General features: G+C 58.4%; 20 protein-coding genes. 19 read left to right on the top strand and 1 reads right to left on the bottom strand.

The window, feature by feature from the left end:
* Positions 1-85: 85 nt before the first annotated feature.
* On the top strand, positions 86-292 hold the full coding sequence (locus tag NSJP_RS13965) for a DUF1059 domain-containing protein (RefSeq protein ID WP_080887486.1): 207 nt from the start codon (positions 86-88) through the stop codon (positions 290-292).
* Between the two features lie 11 nt (positions 293-303).
* Here the strand turns inward: NSJP_RS13965 and NSJP_RS13960 are convergent, their stop codons facing one another.
* On the bottom strand, positions 304-681 hold the full coding sequence (locus NSJP_RS13960) for a PilZ domain-containing protein (protein ID WP_080887485.1): 378 nt from the start codon (positions 679-681) through the stop codon (positions 304-306).
* A 583-nt stretch (positions 682-1,264) separates the two neighbouring features.
* Here NSJP_RS13960 and NSJP_RS13955 point away from each other — a divergent pair.
* From NSJP_RS13955 to NSJP_RS13860, 18 genes are all read left to right on the top strand, one after another.
* Positions 1,265-2,251, top strand: a complete 987-nt coding sequence (locus NSJP_RS13955; RefSeq protein WP_080887484.1) for a 3-keto-disaccharide hydrolase — start codon at positions 1,265-1,267, stop codon at positions 2,249-2,251.
* 680 nt (positions 2,252-2,931) lie between these two features.
* A complete protein-coding gene (locus tag NSJP_RS13945; protein ID WP_080887482.1) occupies positions 2,932-6,045 on the top strand; it encodes a caspase family protein in 3,114 nt (1,037 codons plus the stop codon).
* A 40-nt stretch (positions 6,046-6,085) separates the two neighbouring features.
* Positions 6,086-7,129, top strand: coding sequence for a YVTN family beta-propeller repeat protein (locus NSJP_RS13940; protein ID WP_172834352.1), 1,044 nt, complete (start codon positions 6,086-6,088; stop codon positions 7,127-7,129).
* A gap of 56 nt (positions 7,130-7,185) precedes the next feature.
* The gene (locus NSJP_RS13935; protein WP_080887480.1) at positions 7,186-7,821 is read left to right on the top strand and encodes a FecR family protein; all 636 of its coding nucleotides are present in this window, start codon (positions 7,186-7,188) and stop codon (positions 7,819-7,821) included.
* A gap of 432 nt (positions 7,822-8,253) precedes the next feature.
* Positions 8,254-8,835: a hypothetical protein gene (locus NSJP_RS13930; protein WP_155970233.1), complete on the top strand. Its 582-nt coding sequence runs from the start codon at positions 8,254-8,256 to the stop codon at positions 8,833-8,835.
* Positions 8,836-8,897: 62 nt separating this feature from the next.
* Entirely contained in the window at positions 8,898-9,920 is a 1,023-nt protein-coding gene (locus tag NSJP_RS13925; RefSeq protein WP_080887478.1) for a hypothetical protein, read from the top strand.
* Positions 9,921-9,943: 23 nt separating this feature from the next.
* Positions 9,944-10,366 (top strand): hypothetical protein, encoded by a 423-nt coding sequence (locus NSJP_RS13920; RefSeq protein WP_080887477.1) that lies wholly within the window; start codon positions 9,944-9,946, stop codon positions 10,364-10,366.
* A gap of 53 nt (positions 10,367-10,419) precedes the next feature.
* Entirely contained in the window at positions 10,420-11,913 is a 1,494-nt protein-coding gene (locus tag NSJP_RS13915) for a carboxypeptidase-like regulatory domain-containing protein (protein WP_172834351.1), read from the top strand.
* Between the two features lie 36 nt (positions 11,914-11,949).
* On the top strand, positions 11,950-12,960 hold the full coding sequence (locus tag NSJP_RS13910; RefSeq protein WP_080887475.1) for a hypothetical protein: 1,011 nt from the start codon (positions 11,950-11,952) through the stop codon (positions 12,958-12,960).
* 248 nt (positions 12,961-13,208) lie between these two features.
* Positions 13,209-14,741, top strand: coding sequence for an apolipoprotein N-acyltransferase (gene lnt, locus NSJP_RS13905; protein WP_172834350.1), 1,533 nt, complete (start codon positions 13,209-13,211; stop codon positions 14,739-14,741).
* A gap of 13 nt (positions 14,742-14,754) precedes the next feature.
* Positions 14,755-15,789, top strand: a complete 1,035-nt coding sequence (locus NSJP_RS13900) for a hypothetical protein (protein WP_080887473.1) — start codon at positions 14,755-14,757, stop codon at positions 15,787-15,789.
* 613 nt (positions 15,790-16,402) lie between these two features.
* The gene (locus NSJP_RS13895; protein WP_155970231.1) at positions 16,403-17,215 is read left to right on the top strand and encodes a jacalin family lectin; all 813 of its coding nucleotides are present in this window, start codon (positions 16,403-16,405) and stop codon (positions 17,213-17,215) included.
* Between the two features lie 115 nt (positions 17,216-17,330).
* Complete coding sequence (locus NSJP_RS19535; protein WP_172834349.1) at positions 17,331-18,809, top strand: hypothetical protein; 1,479 nt, start codon at positions 17,331-17,333, stop codon at positions 18,807-18,809.
* Between the two features lie 309 nt (positions 18,810-19,118).
* Positions 19,119-20,324 carry a hypothetical protein gene (locus NSJP_RS13880; protein ID WP_080887469.1) on the top strand — a complete coding sequence of 402 codons (1,206 nt, stop codon included), beginning with the start codon at positions 19,119-19,121 and terminating at the stop codon, positions 20,322-20,324.
* Positions 20,321-21,499, top strand: coding sequence for a hypothetical protein (locus NSJP_RS13875; RefSeq protein WP_080887468.1), 1,179 nt, complete (start codon positions 20,321-20,323; stop codon positions 21,497-21,499). The genes NSJP_RS13880 and NSJP_RS13875 overlap by 4 nt, the downstream gene beginning before the upstream one ends.
* Positions 21,496-23,349, top strand: coding sequence for a T-complex 10 C-terminal domain-containing protein (locus tag NSJP_RS13870; protein WP_155970227.1), 1,854 nt, complete (start codon positions 21,496-21,498; stop codon positions 23,347-23,349). The genes NSJP_RS13875 and NSJP_RS13870 overlap by 4 nt, the downstream gene beginning before the upstream one ends.
* A gap of 257 nt (positions 23,350-23,606) precedes the next feature.
* A complete protein-coding gene (locus NSJP_RS13865; protein ID WP_155970225.1) occupies positions 23,607-24,074 on the top strand; it encodes a hypothetical protein in 468 nt (155 codons plus the stop codon).
* 910 nt (positions 24,075-24,984) lie between these two features.
* Positions 24,985-25,755, top strand: coding sequence for a DsbA family protein (locus NSJP_RS13860; RefSeq protein WP_172834348.1), 771 nt, complete (start codon positions 24,985-24,987; stop codon positions 25,753-25,755).
* Positions 25,756-25,830: the final 75 nt, after the last annotated feature.

The raw sequence follows: 25,830 nt of genomic DNA, 5'->3' as shown, positions 1-25,830 counted from the left end.
ATTCATACCTATTGCCGGCGATGAAGCCGATGATTCATACTGGCACCGGAGCGAGACCTTCCACGGCTTTTCAATAGGAGGCGCCATGGCTTCAAAACCCTACAAGCAACTCGGTTGTTTGGATGTCGACCCGAAAGGGGGATGTGCGTTTCAGGTGCGGGCTGAAACGGAGGACGAGGTCCTGCGGCTGACCGGCGAACACGCCAAACTGTGCCACAAACTCACGGCGATTCCACCTGAAATGGCTGCGAAAGTGAAGGCGGCCATCAAGACGGTGAGCGTCGAGGCCTAGCGACAGGCTCTTTATACATTCTCAGCAGAAAGTCTTGCCGTCTCCGGCATTCGAGAGAGGCAGGGTATGTCGTGGGTGTGCCTGTCTCCGACGAGCAGGCAGTGGAGACGTTTGTGCTGTTCGGCCTGCAGACTCAAGAACCGAACTCCGATCTTTCCTTCCTTGACCCAGCGCACGACGGCCAGGTCGATGCTGATCGGCAGGTCCTCTGCGGATGCGGTCAGGATCAATTGCAGAAAACTGGGCGGCTGAATCCTGGTCCTGGTCTCAAGGCAACAGCCCGCAGCGGACAGATCCACGACGATTCCATCGATCCAACCGCCGGATCCATACGCAAAACAGCCTGAAACCCGTACCGGAATTCTTGTGTGACTGCGAGGATCGGGCATTCTCTCCTACCTGATTCCCACAGTACTTCCAATAAGACAGTCATGCACCTGGCGTATCGGCCAGGTGAGGATCTCGAAGGTCCTACCCCTCCCCGGTTTGCCGTACCAATCCCAAAGTCCATCGACCTGAATAGGCCAGCAAGAACAAAGCCTTACAGACATTTCATGAAAGAGGAATCAGTGGAAAATGGGTGGGAATACCCCATTTATATCTAGGAAGACTGGAGACAACCTAGGAGCGCGACGAGGGGTCTCGGTAGCTATGGCGAGGCCAATCAGATTCCGCTTTGCGATAGGGCAAAGGGCGACGCTTCCGTGTCACTAAGCGTTTGAAGAGGACGGCGATACCGGTCAACGATACAGCCGCGATGAGACGGGCAAGCACGGCATACCTCTCTCCATCTGAAGATATCCCTCTATCAGATATCCTGTCAAACCGATTGGAAACGGATCAGTGTGTAATCGGAACAGTGGGCGGAGGACCTCAAACCAGGCCGGACCGTCGAGCCACATGCCCCCCGGCTTGGAACCGTCTTGCGCAGTCAGCATCGCTTCGCTACCATCGAGTGACCAAGAGGAGCCTATGCGTACCTGGTGGGAAAAAGCCTTCGTACTCTGCCTGCTATTAGTGGCTCCGACATGCGGACGAGCACAGGAACGTCCTGGTGTATTCACAGATCCAGCCCATGCCGGGCCTGATTTTGGAATTCAGGGCGAATATCTCGGGGACGTCTCAGTGGAGTCGAACCTCCTCCACTGGGGTGCACAGGTCACAGCCTTGGGACAAAAACGGTTTCATCTGACGCTCTTTTCCGGCGGACTTCCAGGACAAGGCTGGCAACCAGGCGACAGAAAAATGGAGGCTGATGGAACTTCCGGTGAAGATGGGACGAGATTTCAGGTAGAGTCCTGGCATGCAAGCATCACGCAGGGACTCCTGACCCTGTCCGGTCCAGACCAGTCGCAACTAGGAACCTTGAAACGGATTGAACGGAAGAGTTCCACCCTGGGAAGTACGCCGCCTCCAGGCGCGATCGTTCTATTCGATGGCCGCACCGCCGAAGCCTTTACGAATGGGAAGATCGTGATGCAGGATCTTCTGGCGGCGGACGTGGCAAGCCGACGGACCTTCGGCGATCATCGGCTGCATGTGGAGTTTCGCGTTCCTTTCAAGCCGGAGGCGAGAGGACAAGGTCGCGGCAACAGCGGTGTCTATCTCCAGAATCGATACGAACTGCAGATTCTTGATTCATTCGGCTTCGAGACCGGGTACGACGCATGCGGCGGCATCTATAGCATCGCCGCCCCGTCGATCAACATGAGCTTTCCACCGCTGACGTGGCAAACCTACGATATCGACTTCACCGCCGCGCGTTTCAATCATGAAGGAAAGAAGCAACGGAACGCCCGCGTGACAATCCGCCATAACGCCGTGGTGATTCACGAAAACCTCGAACTACCCCACGGCACTCCCGGACGCGCGGCGGAAGGGCCGCTGCCTGATGTGCTGTATCTTCAAGGTCACGGAGACCCCGTCGTATTTCGTCACATCTGGATTCTTCCCCAATAAAGTCTCGGCGCATTGTGATCCAACTTCGAGCCGGGTACGGCGAGAAGGCAGACCTAGTAATTTTCACAGTCATTCCTAGTATTTTTTCAGATCGCCTAGGGGAGATCCTAGGGCCACAAATTTTTTTCATTTTTTCCTCCTCCAGACTTTTCAAGGACAATCGCGACCTGGTAGAGTAAGTCATTCATGAGCGTCAATCTTGCCACCATGACTCATCATACTCAGCAAGAACAAACCGAGAGCCGCACCAGGGGAAAATCATTGCTTCCCGTCTGTTGCATGTGTGGGCTGATTCGCATTGAATCCCAGAGCCCGGCCGCTCCTGAGCGCTGGGTAACGTCCCGGCTCTACGAGAAGACGCACCAAATCGATCCTCGCGAGTGCCTGTTCACGCATACCTACTGTCCCGGCTGCTACACCAAGTTCATGCGCAAAGTTCGAGCAGCCTAACGTCTGAATCACCTCATCCTCTCGTTTCTCCTTATTCTTCCAACGCCCCATCTTTGGTATGGGACCGTCTCTCTACATTGACTTCCCGCAAGGGCTATCCCTAGACTAGCGACCGCCTGAACCCATTGAAGATTGTGGTCGACTAAGGGGAAACAAGGCTCGTTCAAAAATCGTTACCGCATCATGTCATAAGTAGCCGTCTCTGTAGTGCAGGCTAGAGGGAGAGCGCCGTGAGCGGACGGGGCAAAATCCGCGTCATGTGCCGATACATCTGTGCCGGGCTCTTCGCCTGCGGACTCGCCGGATTCCCTTTCGTTTCATCCGCGTTGGAACAGGCGACCCGGCTGCTCAATGGGCACAGCAACGAAGTGCTCGCCGTGGCCTTCTCACCCGACGGCCGACTCATCGCCTCGGCCGGGACCGATCAAACCATTCGTCTCTGGGATCCGGATACCGGCAGAGATGTTCGCGTCCTGCGCGGACATCTGGGTGCCGTTCATGCTCTGGCTTTCTCACCTGACGGTGCCCAGCTCGCATCCGGAAGCGCCGATACGTCGATCCGCATCTGGGACGTCGCATCCGGGCGCGAACTGCACGCCGTCACATCGACATTCGGCGCGATCCGCGCCATCACCTTCTCCGCGGATGGAAAGACGATCGCCTCCGGCGGAAATGACCGGAGCTTCCGCTTGTGGGAGGCGGCCACCGGAAAAGAATTGAAGTCCGTGCGCGGGCAATTCGGCGTGGTGTTCGCCCTGCAGTTTTCACCGGACGGCAAGACGCTCGCGACCGGTAGCAGCGACATGCAGGTCCACCTCTGGGACCTGGCGACCGGCCGGCAGCGGCAAGCGCTCTCGGGCCATGGCGGCGCCGTTCACAGCCTCGCGTTTCACCCCAACAGCCAATGGCTGGCCAGCGCCTCGGCCGACGGCTCGATCCGTCTGTGGGACCTCGAGAGCGGCCAGGAGCATCTCACACTCACCGGACACAAAGGCGAAGTCTACGCGATCGTATTCTCCTCGGACGGCCGCGCCCTGGTGTCGGCCGGGGCAGACGGAACCGTACGCGTCTGGGACGTGGCGTCAGGCAACGAACGCCATACGCTGGGAGGCCACAAGGGGCCGGTCTGGTCGTTAGCCATGTCACCCGACGGGTCTCTGGTCGCCTCCGGCGGCCGGGACCGCAGCGTCCGGCTGCAGCCGCCGACGCCGCCGACGCTGAGCGCGCAACTGTCGGAAAAGGTCCAGCGGCGCGGCAACGAAGTCGGCACGCCCCCCTCCCCGCCCCCGTTGGCCGAAGCGGACCTCGCAATCAGACCGATGGAAGCGAAGGCCGGCAGTGAAGTGACGTTGACGCTGGCCGTGCGAAACACAGGGAAGGGACCGCTCTATCGGTTTCAAGCCCGCATCAAAAGCGACGATCCGGCTCTCGACGGGCATCTCTTCTATCTCGGCAAGATAGAGGGAGGACAGAGCGCCGAGGATGTCGTGACGATCAAAGTCCCGGCCGATCGACCCGACGGCAGTGTTCCCGTTCGCGTGGAATTCGAGGAGTACAACGGCTTCGTGCCGGAAAACCTGAAGGCCGTCCTTGCGCTCAAAGGCCTGCCGCGTCCGCGCTTCGCCTATACCCTGCAGATCATCGACGACGGCAGCGGCAACTCGGTGGGAAACGGCGATGGGCGCCTGCAGCGGGGCGAGGCGGTCGACCTGCTCGTCACCGTCAAAAACGTCGGAGCCGTCCAGGCGCAGAACACCTCCGTGGATATTTCCATCCCGCCAAATCCAAGCCTCAAGCTGAGCAAGAGTCAAGTGGACTTCGGCCTGCTCAAGCCGGATGAAGCCAAACATGCCACCGTCAATCTGTTCGTCGGGCGCGACATCCGCGAAGACCAGATTCCCATCCGCCTGTTCATCAAGGAGCGAGGCCTCCACACGACGCTGGACGACACCATGAAGGTCGCGGTCGACCACAAGGCCGCTCCGCAGATCGTCGCCACCAATAAACTGGTTTCCGTCGGCACCCAGTCCGCCAAGATTCACAGCGGAGCCGGGACGGAGGCCTCCGTCATCGCGTCTGCGGCAAAGGATCAGGGTCTGGCGGTCACCGGCGAATTGGGCGATTGGTACCGCATACAGATTTCCCCGAAAGAGATCGGCTGGATCGCCAAGGCGGACGTCATCGAATCGCAGCAACCGGTGAAGGGAGAGATGCCCATCCCGACGATCTCAGGCACGCCGGTCGTCAAGCTCTATCAGAATGCGCCGCCGGTCATCGCCATGGCGACGCCTTCCGACGGCACGGAGGTCGGAGTCGAACGGATCAATCTCGCCGGCGCCGCGGCCAGTGAAAAAGGCGTGGCACGGGTGGAGATCCGACTCAACGGCCACCTCGTGACCCAGCGGGACAGCCGTGGCATCGCGGTGAAACCGGGCGGATCGGACATCCAGACCAACGTCGAATTCTCCGAGCGGTTGGCGCTGCAGGAAGGTAAGAATCAGATCGTCGTGACCGCCGTCGATCGGGACAATCTCTCGGCCAGCCGTACGCTCCACGTCACCCGAGTCGTCGATCGGGGAAAAATCTGGGCGGTCGTCATCGGCATCTCCAATTATAAAGGCGTCCAGCCGCTCCGCTATGCCGACAAGGATGCGCTGGCCTTTCATGACTACTTGGCCAATCACATCGGCATTCCGAAAGAACAGACCACCCTGCTGTTGAACGAGCAGGCCACGTTGATGAACCTGAAGCGCACGCTGGGCACGGATCTCAGACGCAAGGCGGGAGAAAAAGACACGATCATCGTCTACTATGCGGGCCACGGGGCGCCGGAGGCCGACTCCTCGGCCGGCGACGACGACGGATTGGAAAAATACATCGTGCCCTACGATGCGGACCCGCGTGATCTCTATACGACCGGCCTGCCGATGAGGGAGATCGAAACGATTTTCCAACGCCTGACCCCCGAACGCATCATCTTCATCAGCGATTCCTGCTACAGCGGAGCGACCGCCGGCCGCACGTTCGCCACCGCTTCGCGCCGCGCCGTCGTGTCCGAGAATTTTCTCTCCCGGCTGTCCAAAGGCAAGGGCCGCATCGTCCTGAGCGCCAGCAAGGCCAGCGAGGTGAGCGAGGAGCGTGAAGATCTCGGCCACGGAGTCTTCACCTACTATCTCCTCGAAGGTTTGCACGGCAAGGCCGACGCCGATAAGGACGGCATCGTAACGGTGGACGAGGTCTACGGATACGTGGCGAAAAAGGTTCCGGAGGTCACGGGACAAAACCAGCACCCGATCAAGAAAGGGGAAGTCGAAGGTCAATTGGTCCTCGGTCATGTTCGGTAATCACGACCGTCGAGTCATCATCATTATTCATGGAGGCTTTATGAGGTATCTGCGGTACATCACAGCGACGGCCTGGTCCGCGATTCTGGCTCTGGGCGGATGCAGCGGGGCATTCGAGCCGGTGAAGATCGGCTCATACGACATGCCGGCGTCACAGGCTTCCTCAAGCGCCCCGTCAGCCTCGGTTCCTGCACGCATCTATGTGGCAAATGAGAGCAGCAACGATGTGAGCGTCATCGATGCCAATACTTTCCAATCGGTCGGCACGATCCCCGCGCTTAACCATTCGACGCACGACTTGGCCGTGAGCCGGGACGGCCGACGTCTGTACGCCACGAATCTGGCGTCCGGCCGCGTCTCCGTCATCGACACGGCGAAACGGGAAACCATCGCCTCGATCTATACGGGCGAGCGGTGCCATGTCGTCGCGCTCAGCAACGACGACGGGCAACTCTGGGTGGCCAACATCGGCGAAAACACGATCTCCATCGTGGATACCGTCACCTTCAGAATTCTCGGCACGATCCCCGTCGGCAAAGGCCCGACCGGATTGACCTTTTCGCACGACGGCCGCTTCGCCTTCGTCAGTTCTCAGGGGGAAAAGACCGTCGGCGTTATCGACACCGCATCGCACCAGATCGTCAAAACCATTCCCGTAGGGGCCAATCCGCATTTCCTGGTCGTAAGCCGCGACGGGCACATCTGGGGCGTGAACACCGGACAGAACGACGTCTATGTCCTCGACCCCGAAAGCCACGAGAAGGTCGGCACGTTCACCGTGGGCGACAAACCGCAACAGATCGCCTTTGCCTATAAGGGAACGGCCGGTCCGTTGGCCTACATCACCGTCGGCAGTCAGAACAAAGTCGTGGGTCTCGGCGGCGATCCCAAGGAACTCAAAGTCGTGGATGAAATCGCCGTCGGCGAAGGCCCGAACGGCATCTGGTCCAACCCGGAAGGCACGCGTCTGTTCGTCGCGCACGACAAGGGCAACGAAATCCGCGTCATCGACACGGGAACGGGACAAACGCTGGCTACGGTGCCGGTCGGACGAAAACCGATCAGGGTCGTGGTGTCCCGATAACGACCGGCATCTCAACCGACCCGGATACAGACCAAGGACTGAAGGAGTTCACGACCATGATGATTCTACGACACGTGTTGCTCGCAGTTCCGCTCCTCGCCCTTCTCAACCTGACTCCGATCCCGCAGGCTGCCGCCGACAACATCCCCATCGGAACTGCCACCAATGCCGTCGGCACCTTGGTGATCGTCCGGACCGACGGCGTACAGCAGCGGTTGCAGGGCAAGGGCAATATCCCCCTGTACGAAGGCGACGTCCTCAAGACCGATGCCAGCAGTCAGGCGCTCATCACGTTCTCCGAAGGCATCGAGGTGGCGCTCAACGAAGACACGTCTTTCAAGCTCTTGTCTCGTTGGGAGAAGGACAAGCCCACCGTGCGGATCCTACGGTTGAAGCAGGGAGAGGTATGGGCCAAGACCGCCGGCGGCCCGAAGCGGTTCGAGGTAGAAACGCCGGTGGCGACCGCTTCCGTCAAGGAGACGGAATTCAATTTGAAGGTCCAAGAAGACGGACAAAGCATCCTGACGGTGATCGAAGGCATCGTGCAGTTCGGCACCCCGTTCGGGACCTGCCCTATCCGGACCGACACCATCAGCTATGGGGTCCGGGGCAAAAAGTGTACAAAACCGGCAACGAGCGATGCGAAGGCCGCGAAATCGTGGACGGAGGCCGTCCGCGGAGGCGTCAAATAGGCCGTTCTCTCGTTCGGAACCCACAAAGACGAATCACGCGCCGCGCGAAGGGATTATGAACCTTAGGCTTCGATACACCGACTGACGGTCAAGGAGCGGCGGATTCCCGATTGGCTGGAATCCGCCGCTGACGGAGATAAAGTCCGGTCGCATTGCTCCAGGCGGGCGAGGCTCAGCGTGCTCGAATCCGATCTGTTTCCTCTCACGAGACGATCTGCCCTTCCATCCGGCAAGCCGGTATTTCCGAACGACACCCCCTTTCGTCCACTTCAGCCCCAACTCGGAGTTCCATACCCGTTTTGCCCGACTCTACAGCGATCTTCGGCCATTCCGGGCAATGCGTTGGTTCAGCGGCAGACGAAGGACGAGGGTGCGCTTCAGATATGTCAGAAGGAATCGTTGCCCCAACACAGAGGATCGACAGGAGGCTTCATGCGCGTCAGGACACAATGGTTGTTGATGGTGGCTCTACTTCTGGTGATACCTGCCCATGCGGCAGATGACATACAGGAACGCGCCGTGCCGAACACCGGAGTGAGGCAAGGGCTCCAGGCCGAAGGGTCCATGTCGGCCACGGATATGCGATTGGCGAAATTGCAGCAGCAAGTCGAACTGCTGACCGCTCAACTTGCCGCCCTACAATCGGTCATCAAGCTGACGCCAGGCGGGGTGACGCTTCAAGCCCCGACGTTGACGATCGTGACGTCGGAAGCGTTGACGCTGCAATCGACCAAGAGCGTCACCATCGCTGCCGGGACCTCTCTCGATGCCCGCGCGTCCATGACAACCACAATCAGATCGGGAAGCTCCGCCGCTCTGGAAGCCGGGGGGTCGCTGGATCTGAAAGGAGGGGTCGTCAAATTCAACGGAGGCGGCATGCCGCTCGCCACGGTAGGAAACCGGGTACAGATCCGCCCGGGGCAAGTCATCGGGACCGTGCAGGGGGGCGTGGTCGTCGGAACGTCGGTGATCGGAGACATCGTCACCGGTAGCACCACGCTCCTTGGGAACTGACGAGGGACAGGCGAAGCATCAGAGGCGATGTGGGCACGGCTCCACAAGAAAGGAAGCACGTCGTGAAATATATCCCTAGTTGCAGCCTGGCGCTCTGTCTCCTGCTGACGAGTTCGTGCGGGACTCTCCTGCCGATCGATGAAGAGACGTGCGTCAGGTCGGCAGCGATGCCGCAAAAAGCTCACATCACCGGCACCAAGCACCAGTATGTCTTCCAGGGAACCTGCCACGTGGCTCGATTGCGCATCGATAGTCCGGGAGGTCAACCGTACTTCATGCCGATCGACGCGCCCTTTATCGCGGAGGGCTATTACGAGCCGCAGTCGAAAGTCGCCACGGAAATCTTCAGGGTGCCGGAACCGAAAATCAGCGAACCGTCGCGTCCTTGGGGAACGTTTCAATCATCGTTCCGGTGCGAACAGGATCCCTGGCTGAACGACGTGAAATGCGAGCCCTTGACGGCTTCCGCCAACCCGCCGATCAGCGCCTATCCGGGGCCCAGATATGAGGCGTCCCGGATCCTCTTGAACGAGATTTTCTCCATGATTGCACATTTCAAAAAGCCCTACAGCGCGGCCGCCGTCCGCCACTCGAGCGAAGGTAATGAAGCGATTGCCAAGGCCTGGGCGGCATACCGAAAGCAAGAGCAGCTCGCTCAAGGAGCACGCCAGACACCGGGCTTGTCGTACAGCGCGGGAGTGGCTCCGTCGATCCTGAGACCGGCCGCCGGACAAGTATTTCTGTCCGGCAATCCGATTCCGATCAAGTTGGGTCCGCCCGTGGGATGGACCGTCACCACCTACATGGTCAAGCTCGAAGTGAAAAATGCCCAGGGGACCTGGGTGGCGCACAAGACGATCCCGGTCGGAGCGCCTCAAGCTCAGTCCGCGGGAGGCTACACCGGATTCGGCGTAGGCGGCTTTCCGTCCTCACCCGGCAACTGGCGAATCAGCGCGCAGATCTCCGCTCCCAACCAGTCCGGCTGGAGCAACGCCGTTGAGTTCAAAGTCGCGACTCCGCCTCCAAGCGGCTCTCAATCAGGCAAGGCGGCCATTGGCAAAGGTTCGCTCATGAGGCCACAGTGATAAGTCGAAGACATGCTTGCCGCATGCTCTCCTCCGTCTGCGCCCTCGGCATCTCCTGGGCGATCTCTTGTCCTAACGCCTTTTCCGCGGAAGCGCCTCCGTGCAACGACGAGGACGTGCTGTACAAAGTCAGACGCGCCTACGAGTTCGCCTTGTCCGTCGACAAGTCGAGTCACAAGTTCCGTGGAGAAGCGGTCAAGGAAACACACTACGGCGGGCCCAACCCGTGGGTGAACAAACATGCGCCGTCAAAAGACTACTATCACAAGTCGCGCTACTGCGAGGCCACCATGCGGCTCGACAACGGGCAGACGGAACAAGCGTATTTTAGGATCGACGCGCTCAAGGCCGGCGAAGCGGACAAGTACAATTTCGATCCCTGTTTCATCAAACATCAAGACGCATCTAGAGATGATTGTCTCTACCAGCGGTCGCCGAAGAAGTAGACGGTACAAGCGAGTCAGTAGACTGAGAAGGGAGATGAACGATGCCGTCCCGCATGACGAAAGCGCAACGAACAATCTTTGCTTGGCGTGTTTTATCATTCAGTTCCGTGCTCGTTCTTACGGCGACAACCGCTTCGGGACTTTTGCCTGAATCCGGCACTGTGCAGATCATCGTCACGGACCAGAACGGAACGCCGATTTCGAACGTCAACCTTTGTCTCGCAATGCCCGGACAAAGCGTGCAGAAAATGACAGATCAGAACGGCCGCTACACAGCTTCTCTACCAGTAGGTTCGACCACGGTTCGTACTTCAAGAAACGGCTATGCCAACGCTCAAGCCACGGTCGCCATGACCAACGGTGCCAACTTCGTGCGTCAGATTTTCTTGCAAACTGGTCAGGCCACTCCCCTGCCAAGCGACTGTGGTGGATTTGCAGGGACAGCCACCGGAGGAAGCAGCGGTTGTGACAGGATTACTAACCTTGAAGTGGTCGGTGTGCCAGTGCCGGGCGGATGGAAGACGACCAAGCGGACGATTAGTGTTGTCGCGGGTTTCTCAGAAAAGCCCGCTTTTTACCGCCTCACGGAATTTTCCGCAGCGGAGCGCTATCCTGAATCACAGTTCAACCCCGATGTGGCGTTTGCCAAGAAAAACGTTGCCTGGCTGCCCATCACCACGCCGGTACTGACGCTTAATTTTACGCTAACCGAACCGCACTACGGCACCCACCATCTTTATATACAGACAAGTCTCGCGCTGAACGGATGCGTCTCGCACGCGCATGGGATCAGCGTGGTTTTAGAGCCCGGAAAACTCGTTACCTATGAACTGACGGGACAGGCCCTGGATCAATTCATTGCAGCCGCGAAAACCCGAGGCTATCGATTCAAAGCAGGCGAGTTCAAATTCAACAAGAAGGACAATACCTACTGCCCGAACGGCGCCATGCTGTTGCCGTCCGATCCAGTTCAGGATGAGCGTGTGAGCAACAAGGTTCTAGAAGATGTGTCTGCAAGTGTTGAAGAGTTCGACGGCCCCGATCTTATGCTCTATTGGCAGCTGATGGAGATCCATGGATCGTTTCCCGGTCTCCCAACTTTGCCCGCTCGTGCCTTTGCAAAAGGCACATCGCCAGCCGTCGTGTACGACAAGTATTCGGAGCCGAGTTGTCCCTATTGCGGGGCGCGTGCGTTGAAGCGAACCCTTTCCTGGCGGCGACTGGTATATGAATTTAGGTCGCCGCCTCCTAAATTGCCGGCGTTGCCGGGTGATCTGGGACGTCCCGCGCTGCCGGGCTCCTACAACGCCGTACAGTGCATTACGGTTCCTGACTTGACGCGTTCAGACCAGCAACCGTCAATTGTCAAGCTGACGTTGCGAGGACCGGCAGGCGATGACCCCGTCAATGCCTTGGGCGATCTGAGATCCAACACCTTCCAGGCCATCCAACCGTTTCCACCCCCTCGCATCATCATGCCACGCAGCATCGACGAAGAGACCAGACAGGACCTGAACGAACCAGTCGCTGCACCGGCGGCACCATGATGAAGGGCAAGGAATCCTGAACCCTGAGGTGCACGCGTGAGGTGGAAAATCGTAAGCATCGTCGGATTAGCCCTTGCGGCAGCGACTGTGGATGCCGCGTACGCGGATGATTCACGCCAGTGTTGGCTGGAGTCGATTCAGGCGACCTTCGCGGCTGAAACATCCACCTATCGCGTGGAAGCAGGCTGTATGTATTACCACCCGCTGGAGGGTCCAGTCCCGGCGCAGCGCCTTCCGGCTCACTGGTCCTCTCAAGGTTCCTACGATTCGCGCACTGGCCTGGCCAGGGAAGACGTCATGATTGAAAGTGGAACGGTCACAACGACTCTGTTTTGCCCAAGCGATCCTTGGCTGGGGTCGTCACTGCAGCCCGGGATGGTCAGATGCACAAAACCTACCTTTGAGACGAGGAAAGCCCCCGTTAAATGGTGGTTGACGTACTTGCACGAGGGATTTTATTCCAGAACGAACGAGAAAATTGGCCCACTCCCGAATTCCACAGGTTTCCCGTATGATCGCGCGGCCCTGATCGCCCAGCGCGACGCAGCGCTCAAGGCCGAAGCGGCGGCGGCAGCCGCAGCCCTCCAGCAGCAAAATCAGCGGCTCAAGCAAGCGAAACAGCCTGGTCCGGCACTCATTGCACCGATCATCCTTTCACCGATGACGAACGCGCTATTCATCAGCGGAACCAACGTCCCCATCAAACTGGCGCCGCCGAGGGAATGGGTGGACACACAAGTGGGGCTTGATGGCAAGCCGATGAACAACAATCGCTTATACATGGTGCGGCTCGAACGAAAAGATGCGGCCGGGAACTGGGTGCCGCACACGACCCTGCCTGTGGGCGCAGTTCAGGCAGAATCGCCGACCGGCTTTACAGGATTTGGTTCTGGTGCGCCTCCCGGCGGCGTAAGTACTCCAGGCGCCTGGCGACTGAGCGCCCAGATGTCCTCACCGACGGCGACCAGGTGGAGCGACTGGGTGGAGTTTGCGGTGACATCGCCGAATAAAGCGATCCAGAAGACGCCGAAGATGTTCGGGCAATGACTTGTACCGTCGACAACGGTCACATGAATTAGAGATCTGGTGGTCAATATGAACGGCACAATTGATAAAGACCCTGTTCGAATCAGCAAAGGCAATTATCAGGCCGGCAAGGGAGTGTGCTTCGATCTTTCTGACTTCTCATCCAACCAAGAGACGTCATGATCATTTCGTCCGCCACCACAGAGATCCCTCAGACGGAAGTTGAGCAATCTGCTTCGCGGCGGTTGCAAGGAATCATGTCGTCGCGGATGGCGACTCGTTGTGGTCTAGCCTTGCTCACGTCGGCATTGTTGAGCGGGGCACTGCCACCGCTCGATTGGGGCTGGCTCGCATGGGTGGCATTGGCGCCGTTGCTGCTCGCTTGCAGCGGTCTCACGCCACTTCGGGCTGCGGCCCTCGGGCTGTTGAGCGGAGTTGCTACGGCATATGGCACGATGTATTGGATCTTTGAAGTTCCTGCTTTTGGCATTCTTCACTTCCTTCTCGGAGCTTCCTATCTCGCACTCTATCCAACGATCTGGTGTGTGGGCATCGCTTGGATGATGCGTGCCGGCGTGACACTCACCCTTCCGGCTACCGCGCTCTGGGTCGTCTTGGACTATGTCCGGTCTCATGCAGGATTCCTCGCGTTTCCCTGGGGAACGCTTGCACAGACCCAACATCAGAATCTCGCTATCCTGCAGGTCGCGACTGTAGCCGGCGAGTATGGGGTCACGTGCATTGTCGCACTGGGAAGCGCTGCCATTGCTGGAATCATCGTGCAGCGAGCGTGGCGTAGTGCCCTTTTTGCCGGAGCCATTGTGTTACTCGCCCATGCCTTCGGCTCGTTGGCGCTCTGGATTGAGCATCCTCTTCCGACCTTACGCCTCGCCGCTGTCCAACCCAACATTCCCGTCGGCGGATTGACCACCGCTGAAGGCCGCAAAATGAGCTTCGACCGTCTTGAACTATTGACGCGGACCGCAGCCGCCATGAAACCCGCTTTGATCGCCTGGCCGGAAACGGCCATGGCCGGAAGCGTTCAGGGCAATCCGTTGCTCGCCGCCGAATTACAAGCCCTCGCGCAAACTGTCGGAACCCCGATTATGCTCGGAGTCTCCGAGGTGGAGAAGTTTTCTTCCAGCGATGACCGTGGAGAAATTCGCCGGCACGCCTATAACTCCGCGTATCTCGTGTCTCCCGATCTTCCCCTTTCCAAGCCGTATCATAAGCGCGTGCTCATGCCCTTCGGGGAATACATGCCATTGGAGAGATTTGTGTCATGGCCGTCCTGGGTCGGCGGACGCGGATACGATCGGTCTTCCGGAAACCGGCCGCAATTATTTTCTCTTCCGGATGGAACGGTCTTTTCCGTCTTGATTTGTTGGGAAAGCCTCTTCAGCGGCCTGAGCCGGGAATCGGTGGACGAAGGCGCTCGTCTGTTGGTTCAACTCAACAACCCGGCCTGGTTCGGGCGGAGCGCGGCCAGTCAGCAGCAAAATCTTTCGTCTGTGCTTCGCGCCGTGGAAAACCGCGTTCCTGTCCTGGTCGCCTCCAATACCGGCCCTTCGCAAATTATCGATGCCCATGGCCGGATCGTCGTCCAGAGTACCCGTTTGTTCGAGCCGGACGTCGTGGTCGGCGAGGTCGCGCCGGGCCGGAATCCGTCGCTCTATACTCGAACCGGAGATTGGTTTGTGTGGGTGGCGGTCGTCGCGAGCATGCTGACGGTCGTCCGCGTCGGCAGAGGCCGGCTAAAAAAGTTCGCACCGGCTCCGGCTTCAGTCGTCGCGAAGTCATAAAAAGGAGGGCGTGATGAGGGGGGTGAGTCTCAGGGCCGCAGCTGCCTGCTTCACGTTCATCCTTGCGTGGGTTCACGATGCATCCGGATCGGGCGTCATCGTAGACATCCAATCGATACCCCAGGACGTCTGTCGCGATTCCACGCTGACTGCTTATTCCTTTGCTTCGACTCCGTTCACCTACCGGTTCAGCGGCAATTGTTATCTTCTCAATACCAGATATGCCTTGCCGATCACCGTTCCCTGGACCGGCGTCGGCACGTTTGATCCGGCTTCCGGCAAGGTCACCGAAGAGATCAACATTCCGGAGCCGACGGCCGCCCAGCCTTCACGCCCCTATGGCCGGTTTACGGCGTCGATGCACTGCGGCGGAAAAGACCCGTGGAGGGAAGCAACCGCCTGCGGCCAAATAGCACTCTCCGTCAATCCGCCCGTCACGGCATACGCACCGAACATATATGGCGAGTATTCGCGACAGGTGATTCAGGAGGTGTTGAACCTCTATCCGCGCGGAGGTCGGCCCGTCACTTCCAATTTATCCGCGAACGACCGCCAGGCTCTCGTCGCCTCGCTGCAGGCCTATACTCAAGCGGAGGCGGCACGCCAAAAGCAGACGCAGCGGCTCAAACAATCCGTTCAGCCGGCCCCTACCCTCCTCGCAAATCTGGCGCCCTATGTCGTCTCGCCGGCGGCCGGGTCGCTGTTCATGAGCATGACCGCCGTGCCGATCAAACTGGCTCCCCCGCCTCGGCGGATGACGGTCACCGCCTATCTCGCAAGGATTGAACGGAAGGATGCTCAGGGTAATTGGACACTCGTGACCAACCTTCCGATCAACATCGCCGACGCCTCGTCGGCCTCCGGCTATCTGGGATGGGGCGCGTCCGGTAACGGCAAGGGAGCGCCCATGATCGCCGGACCAGGAACCTATCGAATCAGCGCTCAGGTATCGACTCCGAAACCGACGGGATGGAGTGAAGCGGTCGAGTTTGTGGTGACGGCGCCGAGCAAAACGATTCAGAAGGCACCGAAGATGTTCGGACAATGAGGAAGAGCGAACGTCCTCTGAGGAGAATGGCTCATCACACTGGGTCTAGCTAGTCAGTCAATGCACTTCACCGTAGTCGATTGGGGGAGAGGCGTGGTATCTCGCGTGACTGTTCGCCCAATAGTTTGGACCAGTAAGTGTTTCCCAGATCAGGACACTGAACCAGTGATTGACAACGAACGACTTACGAGCGAAGGACCAGGATGTGGAAGGAACTCCCATGAGTGAGAAATCCCGCCATTGTGGTGGCTTCGCATCCATATATACTGTTCTCATCTTTAGTGTATTGGTTTGCTCCCCATCACCGGCTACAGGAACAGATCTGCCCATTCAAGGAGGACCAGGCGGTACCTTGTTTCGGGCCGAGTGTCCAAAGGGGGCTTATCTCACCGGCTTGGCAGGTCGAGCAGGCAAGTGGATCGACCAACTGGCTCCGATCTGTTCACCACTTGAAACTGTAAAGCGGACCTTCGGCGCCCCGCAAACAATGGGGTCACACGGGAGCAGCAGCGGAGGCTCTCCAAGAACAGCATCCTGTGCGTTGGGTGGCGCGATAGCAGGACTCGATTTTGACAATACCATAGGAGAAGGCGGTCTTCCGGACCATAAGTTCGTGAGTCGTCTCTACGCATACTGCCAAGGCATAATCCCAAACACTCTCAACTCTTTTTTTATCTTCAGCCCAGGTGGAGAAGGCGGTGGCCAGTTTGTTCCCTACGGATCAGACAGCTTCTGCCCTACGGGATTAGTGGCCGTCGGCTTTCACGGCCGAGCCGGTCTCTTTGTAGATGCCTTGGGTCTTATCTGTCAGCCCTTGATAAAGCCAGGCACCGCTCAAACAGATATCCAGAAAATGACTCAAGCATTCCCCAATGCGCCGGCCATCCTTTCTCCCAAACCAAACGGTTTCATCATAAAAGGCAACGGCGTCTTTCGGATCGCGCCTTCGCAGTTCCTCTCTGGGACGGACGCCGAGATCGAACTGAAATGGCTGAATCCATCAGCGAATCTGAGACAACAAAATGTTCAAACAGTTTATACGTACCGAGCTCCGATGAGTGTAATCGCAGGGCCGAAGGGAGTCGATGCTCCACAAATTTATCTGGCCCCTGGAACATGGGAAATCCGTGTTCGGATCGTAGTCCCGAAAGCTGGAGACTGGAGCGCTCCCGTACGTTTCACGTACTACTTGCAACATCCATCCTTTGGCACTCCGACGCAGGATGCACAGAACCAAGATCTCCAATTTGGCATAGGCGGACAACAGAAGAACATGAATCAAGCTACAGGTGTCTATCGGCCACAATCGACACCGCAGCAAGGCATGGGCAACACCAGCGTCATCCGGCCACGAGGGGTCGACGATGGCGAGACGAAAGAAGACCGACCCTCAGCTGAGCCGGCTGAAACGGAAAAGAGGCCGTGAAGAACCGGTGATCATGTCGTTTTCGTACCAACGTCGATCAGAGAAACGCCGGCACCCATAAAAGGAATCTCAAAGGAACGACCGATAAAGCACCTGCGATTCTTGGAGGAATCCAATGAAACAGACAGTATTGACGCCAGAGTGCTCGCGCTGGCAAAAACTAAATCTCAGATTAATTCTCTATGTAATCGGCAGCGTTCTCTTGGTCGGTGTTCCTGCGCCCGCGTCAGTTAAGGCATTTGGAGACCTACTATTTTGCCATGGGTGTACTTACGATACGGTGAGACTCTCTTGCCCCGGACCGGTGATGAAAAAACCGGCGACCTTTTCTTCTAACCCACCGGGCTTTGCCTCATATCCATTCGAAGAGCAGTGTCCCGTCAGTTTGCAGGCAGGTCAGTACCACAATGGTGTCATTCACCTGTTCTTTGAAGGGCGATGGAACCCGTCGGAGACGCGTCAAGATCGTCCGAATGCAGTCGAAACGCTTTTCGTCGAGAACTATGAACAATTTTTTCCGAACCGCCAAATGAAAGGACCAGGAGAGAGAAGAATCTTTGTGTATTGGACAGCCCGTTGCACTGCAGATCCCTGGCTTCAAGGCGGAACTTGCCAGCGCCTTGGCGAGTACGTGCCGGCCGACGTGAAGGCGGCCTTCCCCTCTGAGATTGACGATAAGCCATTTCCCCTCACTAAGGACTCCCTATCTGCAAAGCTGAAACAGCAACTGATCAAACAATATCAAGCCGCAAACCCGCAAGGATCGCCGCGAATGAGCAACCAACAGCGCATTCAAAGCATGATGACCGAGCCGCAACAGGCTCCGATGGTCAAACCATCTCAGTCATCGCAGGTCATGATGGCCCAGCCACCGCAGTCCCAGGTCATGACACAATCGCAGACCGCGAACGTCATGGAGGCACAGCCGCAATCCGCACTACCCAAGACCCAAGCATCGACAGGCGCCCTCGCGCGCTCGGGACTTTTCTCGCGAGGGGTCGATGAAAAGGATGGGCAGATCTTAAATCAAGAAGGAAACGAGGCCCCGGCAGAGGCCGCCGCCGAGACCTCTGATCCGGCCGTCATCGAAGAACGGACACCTGAGATGGTCGAACCGGTAGCGCTCAAGCTGGACCGCTCCTTTCACGCGACCGACGCCAAAGGTGAGGCGGTCGAACTCAAGACCGGCGCCTATGAAGTTGGGCCCATCATGGACCTTCAACTCGGACTTGCCAAAGAAGGCCAGTCAACCGTGCTGCTAAATGCCAAGCAGGACCGGCACAGCTTTCCCATTCATCGGACTCTTGCGCTGGTCATTCCCGGGCCATCGGACGACATGCATCTTCTCTACTTGACGGCTGACGGTAGGCGATTCGATGCCATCGGCTTTCCCTCCGCAGTCAAACCGAGGAGCGTCGATCACATCGCCCCACTTCCCGACAAGACAATCGAAGCCGCCGTACTGGCAGCTTCCGTCAGTCCACGGGGAGTCTCGTCTCCACCCTGTCAGCCCAATCCAGCATCGACCGGTCCGCACTGGATTCCCGTACCCTGTACCGTCCACACCCAACCTCACCAACCTTCGGGCCCATAGGGCAAGAGCCCATCCGATGGAGGCATTCATGACACCGTCATCTCGTCGCGCCATCCAGTCCATGCAGATGCTCCTCGCGATACTCCTCCCAACGATGACGTTCTTGCCGATTCAGGCGATGGCGACCGACACGCCGCGCAGACCTTCAGAAACTTCTCCATCGGACAGACGATTGGGACCCGGCACGGAACGCCATGAGACTTCGGATCAGCCCATCGAGACGGACAAGAGGCCATGACTGATCCACACTGCTCAGAAGGAAATGGTCATGAGCACAGATGAGTCCGCATATCGGAAGGAGGCATGACCATGCGTTTTCGGTCGTCATCTCGGCGAAGATTCGTCGCCATCGGCATGGCCGTTTTCTTGGCCGGCATGGTCGGATCCCCGATTCGTTCTTTCCCTTTGGGCAAAGAACTCCAGCTCACGCCAGACGAACCACCGATTCCCACGACATGCACTCCACCACGATTCACGGGACAATCACAGTTTTTCAGTAGTCCGAAGGGAACCGCGAAGTACTCGTTCGACGGGATCTGCACCAGCCCACAAAAGCCCGGCGCTCAGCTTCAATACCGGTTGGAAGCCTCATGGAGTCCCTCCGAGACCGACCCCCAAAAGCCGAATGCATCCGAGTCAATCGCCATGACAGGATACGAACCGTTCATTCCCGTCCGAGCGCCGGGCGGCCGCATTTTCATGTTCTGGACCGGGCGCTGCAAACAAGATCCGTGGTTGCAGCCCGAGGCAGCCAGCTGTCGCATCGTCGGTGTATCGATCCCGGAGGACTTGCGGGTCGTCGTTCCGGAGTTGCAGACACTCAACTTTCCCAAAACCGAGAACATGATTGCCCCTGCCGATCGGCAACGATTGCATGCGCAATATCTTCGAGTGAATTCGCCGGTTGCGGGGACTAAACGGATCCCAGGGGTCCTGGGCCCGACCGACGACATGTTCACGATTACCAATCCCGTACGGAATGCCCTCGTGCAGCAGGGCCAACTCTTCCTCAAGGCGGATGCGCCAAAAACCGGGGCAACACAGATGACGGAACTGGAATTCAGGTGGCTCGATGCGCCCGCCAACCAATCCAACGTCCCGAATGTTTTTGCCGTGGAGACGTCGAAATTGCTTCAGGGCTACCAGGTGGACCAGGCAGTCACGCGGGGAAATGCGGGACGTTGGGAGATCCGTGCGCGGGCCAGCGGCAAAGCGGTGCCGGGTCCCTGGAGTTTCCCCGTACAATTCAAATTATTTTTGACCCAACCGACACAATCCAAGAAGCAAGCATCCCCCATCCCGCAGACGGTTCCCTTACCGTCATCGGCCGTACAGGCCGCGCCGCAGGGAAGCGCCGCCCCGATGGTCCGTCCACCGGCCGTCACCGCCCCTCCGTCACAAGGATCGAGTTCGTCCTCGGGAATGATTCGTATGCGCGGCGTCGAAGGCCCCGACGAAACCGAGGACGGTCAACCGGCGGATCATTCTTTTCGACCGGAGGGCAAAACACCATGACGCTTCCACCGTCGCGGCAGACTGCGCGGCTTCCCCGTTTGCTCCGTATGTTTGTCTGTTTGTCCGTTGTCATCTGGACCGGTCTTGTCGTCTGTCTGGCCGCTGCCGTTGAGTTCCAGGTGCCGCAGCAGTATGCCACTCCCGCTGCCTATTCCATGGCAGGATCGACGGTAAGAGGCGAGCGGTCCAACCCTGCCATAGGATACTGGAACGGTGCCACCATCGTGTGGCGAGACGCCCTTGATAGGGAACCAGTTCAGGACAAGGGATTCTTAGGTACCGGTAAATATGGCTATGCGATGCGCTGGCTGTCCAATATCGACCAGCGATACGCCCGCATCGATGACAGTGAGCCGCTGGACATACGCACACGAGCCGGCTCACCAGGGACTCCCCAAGGTGCCATGCGCGGCTACGGGACATTGATCCGGTTGTCCGTCCCCTTGTCGCAGAACGAGAAACAGGTTCTCGGCCTCCGTTTTTCCGGACCGCCTCAAGACAAGGGATCAGGAAGCTGGCGACAGCAATTCAACGCGCAATCTACGTTGCGCATCTCCAAACCTGGGGCAAGGGCAGCAGAGAAGATGCGGGTTCGGGTGGTTGGTGAGATCGCCGGACAATCCTCAGGGAAGGATCTGCAGCATTCCGCACTGGAGGCGAGAATCGTCATCGATCAGGTGGCCGACCTCAGAATTTCCGGACCGAACCCTAACCCGACTCCGCGTGCGACCATCGACCCGTACGTCGACGTGCCGGTCAATACCGATCTGCGCTGGCAGATGTCATTCAGTATCTACGCGTCGGGGCAGCGAGGGACCACCGATCTTGCCGTCGCGTTGACGAAGCAGGAGATCACGCTCGAGCTTCCAGCTGCCTCCGATTCGTTCACGTCGGCTCCTCCTCCGGTCAAGCCTCTGACTGGCGCTTCAGTGCCCGTACCGAACCAGACGGGTGCGGTCGTCATTCCGGGAAGCCCCTCCGGCACGACCATGACAGGACCGCCGCCCGGATCGACGTTGAGCACGCCTCAACCAGGGAATGGCGGGCAGCCGTTGGGTACGCAACGTAATCTGGACGGGCCGGGCAGCGGCGCCGCATCTTCTCCGCCACCCGGAGCATTCGTGATCCCTCGCGGAGTGGAAGCCGCCGACGAATCGGCGGAGCAGCCAAAATGACGGGTCCCACGGAGGCCATGATGCATCTATTCCCACCATCTAGACTGATTCATGCACTCTCCCGCCTGTCACTCATGATCATCCTACTGGCCTGCCAAACATGGAACGGGCTTCTGCCGGAAGCCTCCGCAACGACGATCATCAAAACCAAACTCGCTGACGGATCCATCCGGTCGCAACTGCCGGGCGGGTCCACCGTGACGAAAAAGCCGGATGGGACGTTGATTACGAGATTGCCGGAAGGGGTGACCTACACGGTCTATCCCGATGGAACGACGCATACGCAACTGCCCCGCGGCGGCACGATCACGACGAACCCCGACGGAGGGGCGACGAATCGACTGCCAGATGGCACCAAGATCACGATCGGCCTCGAGGTTAACCTACGCATCTCGCTTCCGACGACCGGCCGGGTGACGGAGCGTCCGAACGGAATGGGACAATCCGTCACGCAACCCGATGGAACGAATACACTCATTTCTCCATCTGGGGATACCGTGACGACACTGCCGGATGGGACGGTGATCTACACCAACGGTGTCGGAGCCATCGGCCATTCGACGACCATATTCCCTTCCGGGGCCTCGCTCTCAACCCTCCTGCCAAACCAAGGGCACCCCGACTCGGGAAGCAAGGCTGCGGAAGTCCAGCTTCCGGACAAGACACGTATTCGCATTTATCCCGACGGCACCATCACGATCATCTTCCCTGACGATCGCCAGGAGGTCTATCCACCGACCGAATCCGTCCCTTCGGGTACACCTCCGTCTTTAAAGGTGCCTCCACTCCAGCAAACCCCTCGGACGAGCGGGTCCGTCGTCTCCGGAACGCCGATTCCTCAAACCAAGCCGGCCATGCCCCAGGTGCAGCCGTTGAATACGGGATCGACTAGAACACAGAACGCCATCTCGACCAGTCCTCTGGTAGTGAAGACCCCGCCCCCTTCGAGCCCGGTTCCAATTCCCTACCCCAACTCAAACTTTCAGATTCAGCTCGGTGGCTTGCCGCAGAGGACGGTGGTCAAAATCGATGTGCCGTCCACCACGCAGAAGACTGCGACCCAGCCAGCACCTACCCCGTCGCCCCAGCGCGCATTCGGCGTCGTTCCGCGCGGCGTCGAAGGAGAGGCGGAGCCGGCCGTTCCTCCGACCCTGATTCTCGACAGCCAAGCACGGTTCGTCGCAACCAAGAAAGGCACGGTGACGGTGCCGGCCGGGGAATACGCAGTGGTGGACGAGCACGATCAACTGCAACTCATCCAACCGGATGGCGGCCCTCCGAGTTTCACCGTGGCCTCCAACCCGGCCGTCTACGATGGCAGCATTACGGGAACAGCGCTTCTCTGGCTGCCATCCGAGTCGCAAAACGGTCAGCTGTTGCTGCTCCTGGAGCCCGACGGCCGGGCGCGCTATGCGATTGCGCAGACAAGTGACGTGCGCGCGCGCGGCACCTCTCCCGTTCTCGCACCCAGCCGCTTCCTGCTCCCGAACGGAGGACTCTTACGGTTGGGGCCGCAGCCGGCGCCATTCGCTCCCCACTCTGGCGGGACCAAGCAGACTTCAGTGCGACCATCCACCTCGCCGAGACCGGTTCAAACTTGCGATGAGACATCGCCGGCGACACCTTCCAAGGACGATGAGTGTCGCGACATGAATCCCGGAACGTTGCACGTGATCGTGACCAATTTTCTAGGCAAGCAATCTCAGCCGGTCGTTGAGGATCGCATGGGCGACGGTTCACCGGTTTCGGCTCCAATGGTGGCTCCTTCGCCCAGTCCTCGTCCACCCCAACCTTCATTCGGTGTCGTTACACGGTCGACGGATGAACCGATGGAGAAGATAGCGAAATGAATTCTGGCCGGACTTACTCCGCTTCCCTGGGCTTCACTAACGCGGAAGCAATAGCCAGGATGACTAATAAAGCGAGCGACACGGTGATGATCCACATGAAACACCTCCTTGGAGACCAGGCTGAACGGCTTTCATGTCCAGTATGTCGATAGGAGGGGGCTGGAAGTTCAACGTGATCGCAAAGCCAGGGAAACTCTCCCATCATCAGACTCTCAATCAACCCAATAGGAAGGAAAACAGCCATGAGAGGAGGCCGCATGATTCGCGTGGTTCATTACTTGAGCATTTTTGTTGTATCTGTCTTCATGATGGGCATCTGGGTCAGTTCATTGGTGCTTGCCGCACCTCCTGCAATCGAGCCCTGCAAGATCGTTACAATTGCCGAGGTGGAACAAATTATCGGCAAATTGAAAGAGGCGCCCAAGAGCGGCCAGGAGGGCGAAGCAGCCTGGTGCAACTATGAGTTTGCGAACGGGAAGGATGCTTTTGAAATCTGGGTGTTTCCAGCCAGCGGCATCGATCGCGCCCGCAAGTTAGCCAAAAAGCCGGTCCAGTTAAAGGGACTTGGCGATGACGCGTTCATGAATCGTGGAATGCACGGACTCGACTATGTAGATATTTTCATCAAAAAAGGTAGCGCCACAGTCAAACTGTCGCTCCATGAAACGGCGGGTGATGAAGACAAGTTAAAGGCACTGGCACAGAAGGCGGTCGGACGATTCTGAGAGTAGCGGCGGCGGATCGAATCGCCGCTGTTTTAGGTAGACATGTAACCGTTTCGTGCCGGTCACAACGCTTTTCCAGGACCATCTGGCCATTTATGCACGTGCGCTGGATGACGTTGGGGGCTCCACCGAAACGAGGAACTTCTCAACATGTGACTGTCCGAGCCTAAAGCCGGGTTCCTGCCGCCAATTCCTTGTAGCCGACACAAGCCCCCGGCAGAACCACACCGCTGAGAGACCATCATCTGCAGAGAAAAATGGCACTTATGTGCCGACTGCTCGTTACCGGTGACCAGCCCTCTCGCCACTTTGAAAAATAGCTGGTATTTGCCATTCCGTGATTGACCGGACGAGTCGTTCTCGCATATCCTGCACTCCCCGATTACGTACAGCGCTCGTTGTTCGACCGGTCGAGCGGCTCGGCGGCATGGAGGGATGCCTTGAGAGTCAGACGGTCCGACGACCCCCCAGTCCATCTCCTTCCCCACTCGTCTTTTTCCGTTGAACCTTCCGGATCGCCCATTCGACTGACCGCACAGATGCGATCGGAATCGCCGGATCAGAAAACGGAGGGATTGATGCAAGGGCTGTTGGTGGTCATGATGACCGTCGGGCTCGCGGTGGGTCCATCCGTCGCGCATGCGGCAGAGCAGAGGGTTGATGCGCCGCAATCGTCATTGCAGAATCTTTCACCCGCCTCTCCAGCCCCACCGTACACGGAAGATGCACTGAGCGGCACGATACGGCCGCAGCAGCCGGACGAGAATCCCGATTGCGACGATGCGCGTCCATCGACCGCACGCCCCCGGACCATGCTGAGCAGGTTTGCGCGGTTGTCCACGACTACGTCAGACGTACAATGTCCTATTCCAACGGTCGCCGATCCATCTACACAACAGGAGCTTCATCCATGACACAAGTGTGCGCACAGGTATCGCCGTTTTGCCGTCTCACATTGCTATTGCTTGCAGTCGCAGTCACCGGATGTACCTCCTTGAACGATTCATCCGCTGTACCCAACCCTGCCTCTCAACAGACGCTCGACAAGGCAATCGAACAATACATTCGCGCGCATCCGGAAGTGATCGAGCAGTCGCTCCAAGAATTGGAAACCAAGCGAGAGACCGCAGAGCGAGCGCGGCAAAAGGTGGCCCTCGCCAATCGGCAGAAGGAACTCCTGCATGATGCCAGTTCGCCTGTAAGCGGCAATCCCAACGGTCAGGTCACGCTCATCGAATTCTTTGACTATCGTTGCGGATTTTGCAAGCGAGCCGCCGGTGCCGTGACCCAACTCCAGAAAGAAGACCCAAGCGTGCGGGTGGTGTACAAGGACTTCCCCATCTTAGGTGAACCGTCCGAACTGGCCGCGAAAGCCGCCCTCTCCGCCAATGCGCAGGGAAAGCATCAGGCCTTTCACGAAGCGCTGCTGGCCACTAAGAATGAGATGACGAGGGATGAATTGCTGCGCGTGGCCGGCGAGGTTGGTTTGGATGCCAAGCGTCTCGATACCGATATGGCTAACCCGGAATGGCAGACGGTGATCGACCGGAACCGTGCCTTGGCGCGGGAACTCGGTATTTCGGGTACGCCAGGTTTCATTGTCGGGACGGAACTCGTGCCAGGAGCCCTGGATGTAAAAGGATTGAAGGATCTGATAGCCCGTGTGAAGGATGGGAAGTGATCTGCATGCTCGCATAACGGCTAAAAGAGCGTCATGTGAATGAAAGAGGTCATAGAGAAAGGCGAGTATCAACCG

The organism is Nitrospira japonica (genome assembly GCF_900169565.1).
Taxonomy (GTDB): Bacteria; Nitrospirota; Nitrospiria; order Nitrospirales; family Nitrospiraceae; genus Nitrospira_C; species Nitrospira_C japonica_A.
This window is presented reverse-complemented; position numbering and strand designations above follow the sequence as displayed.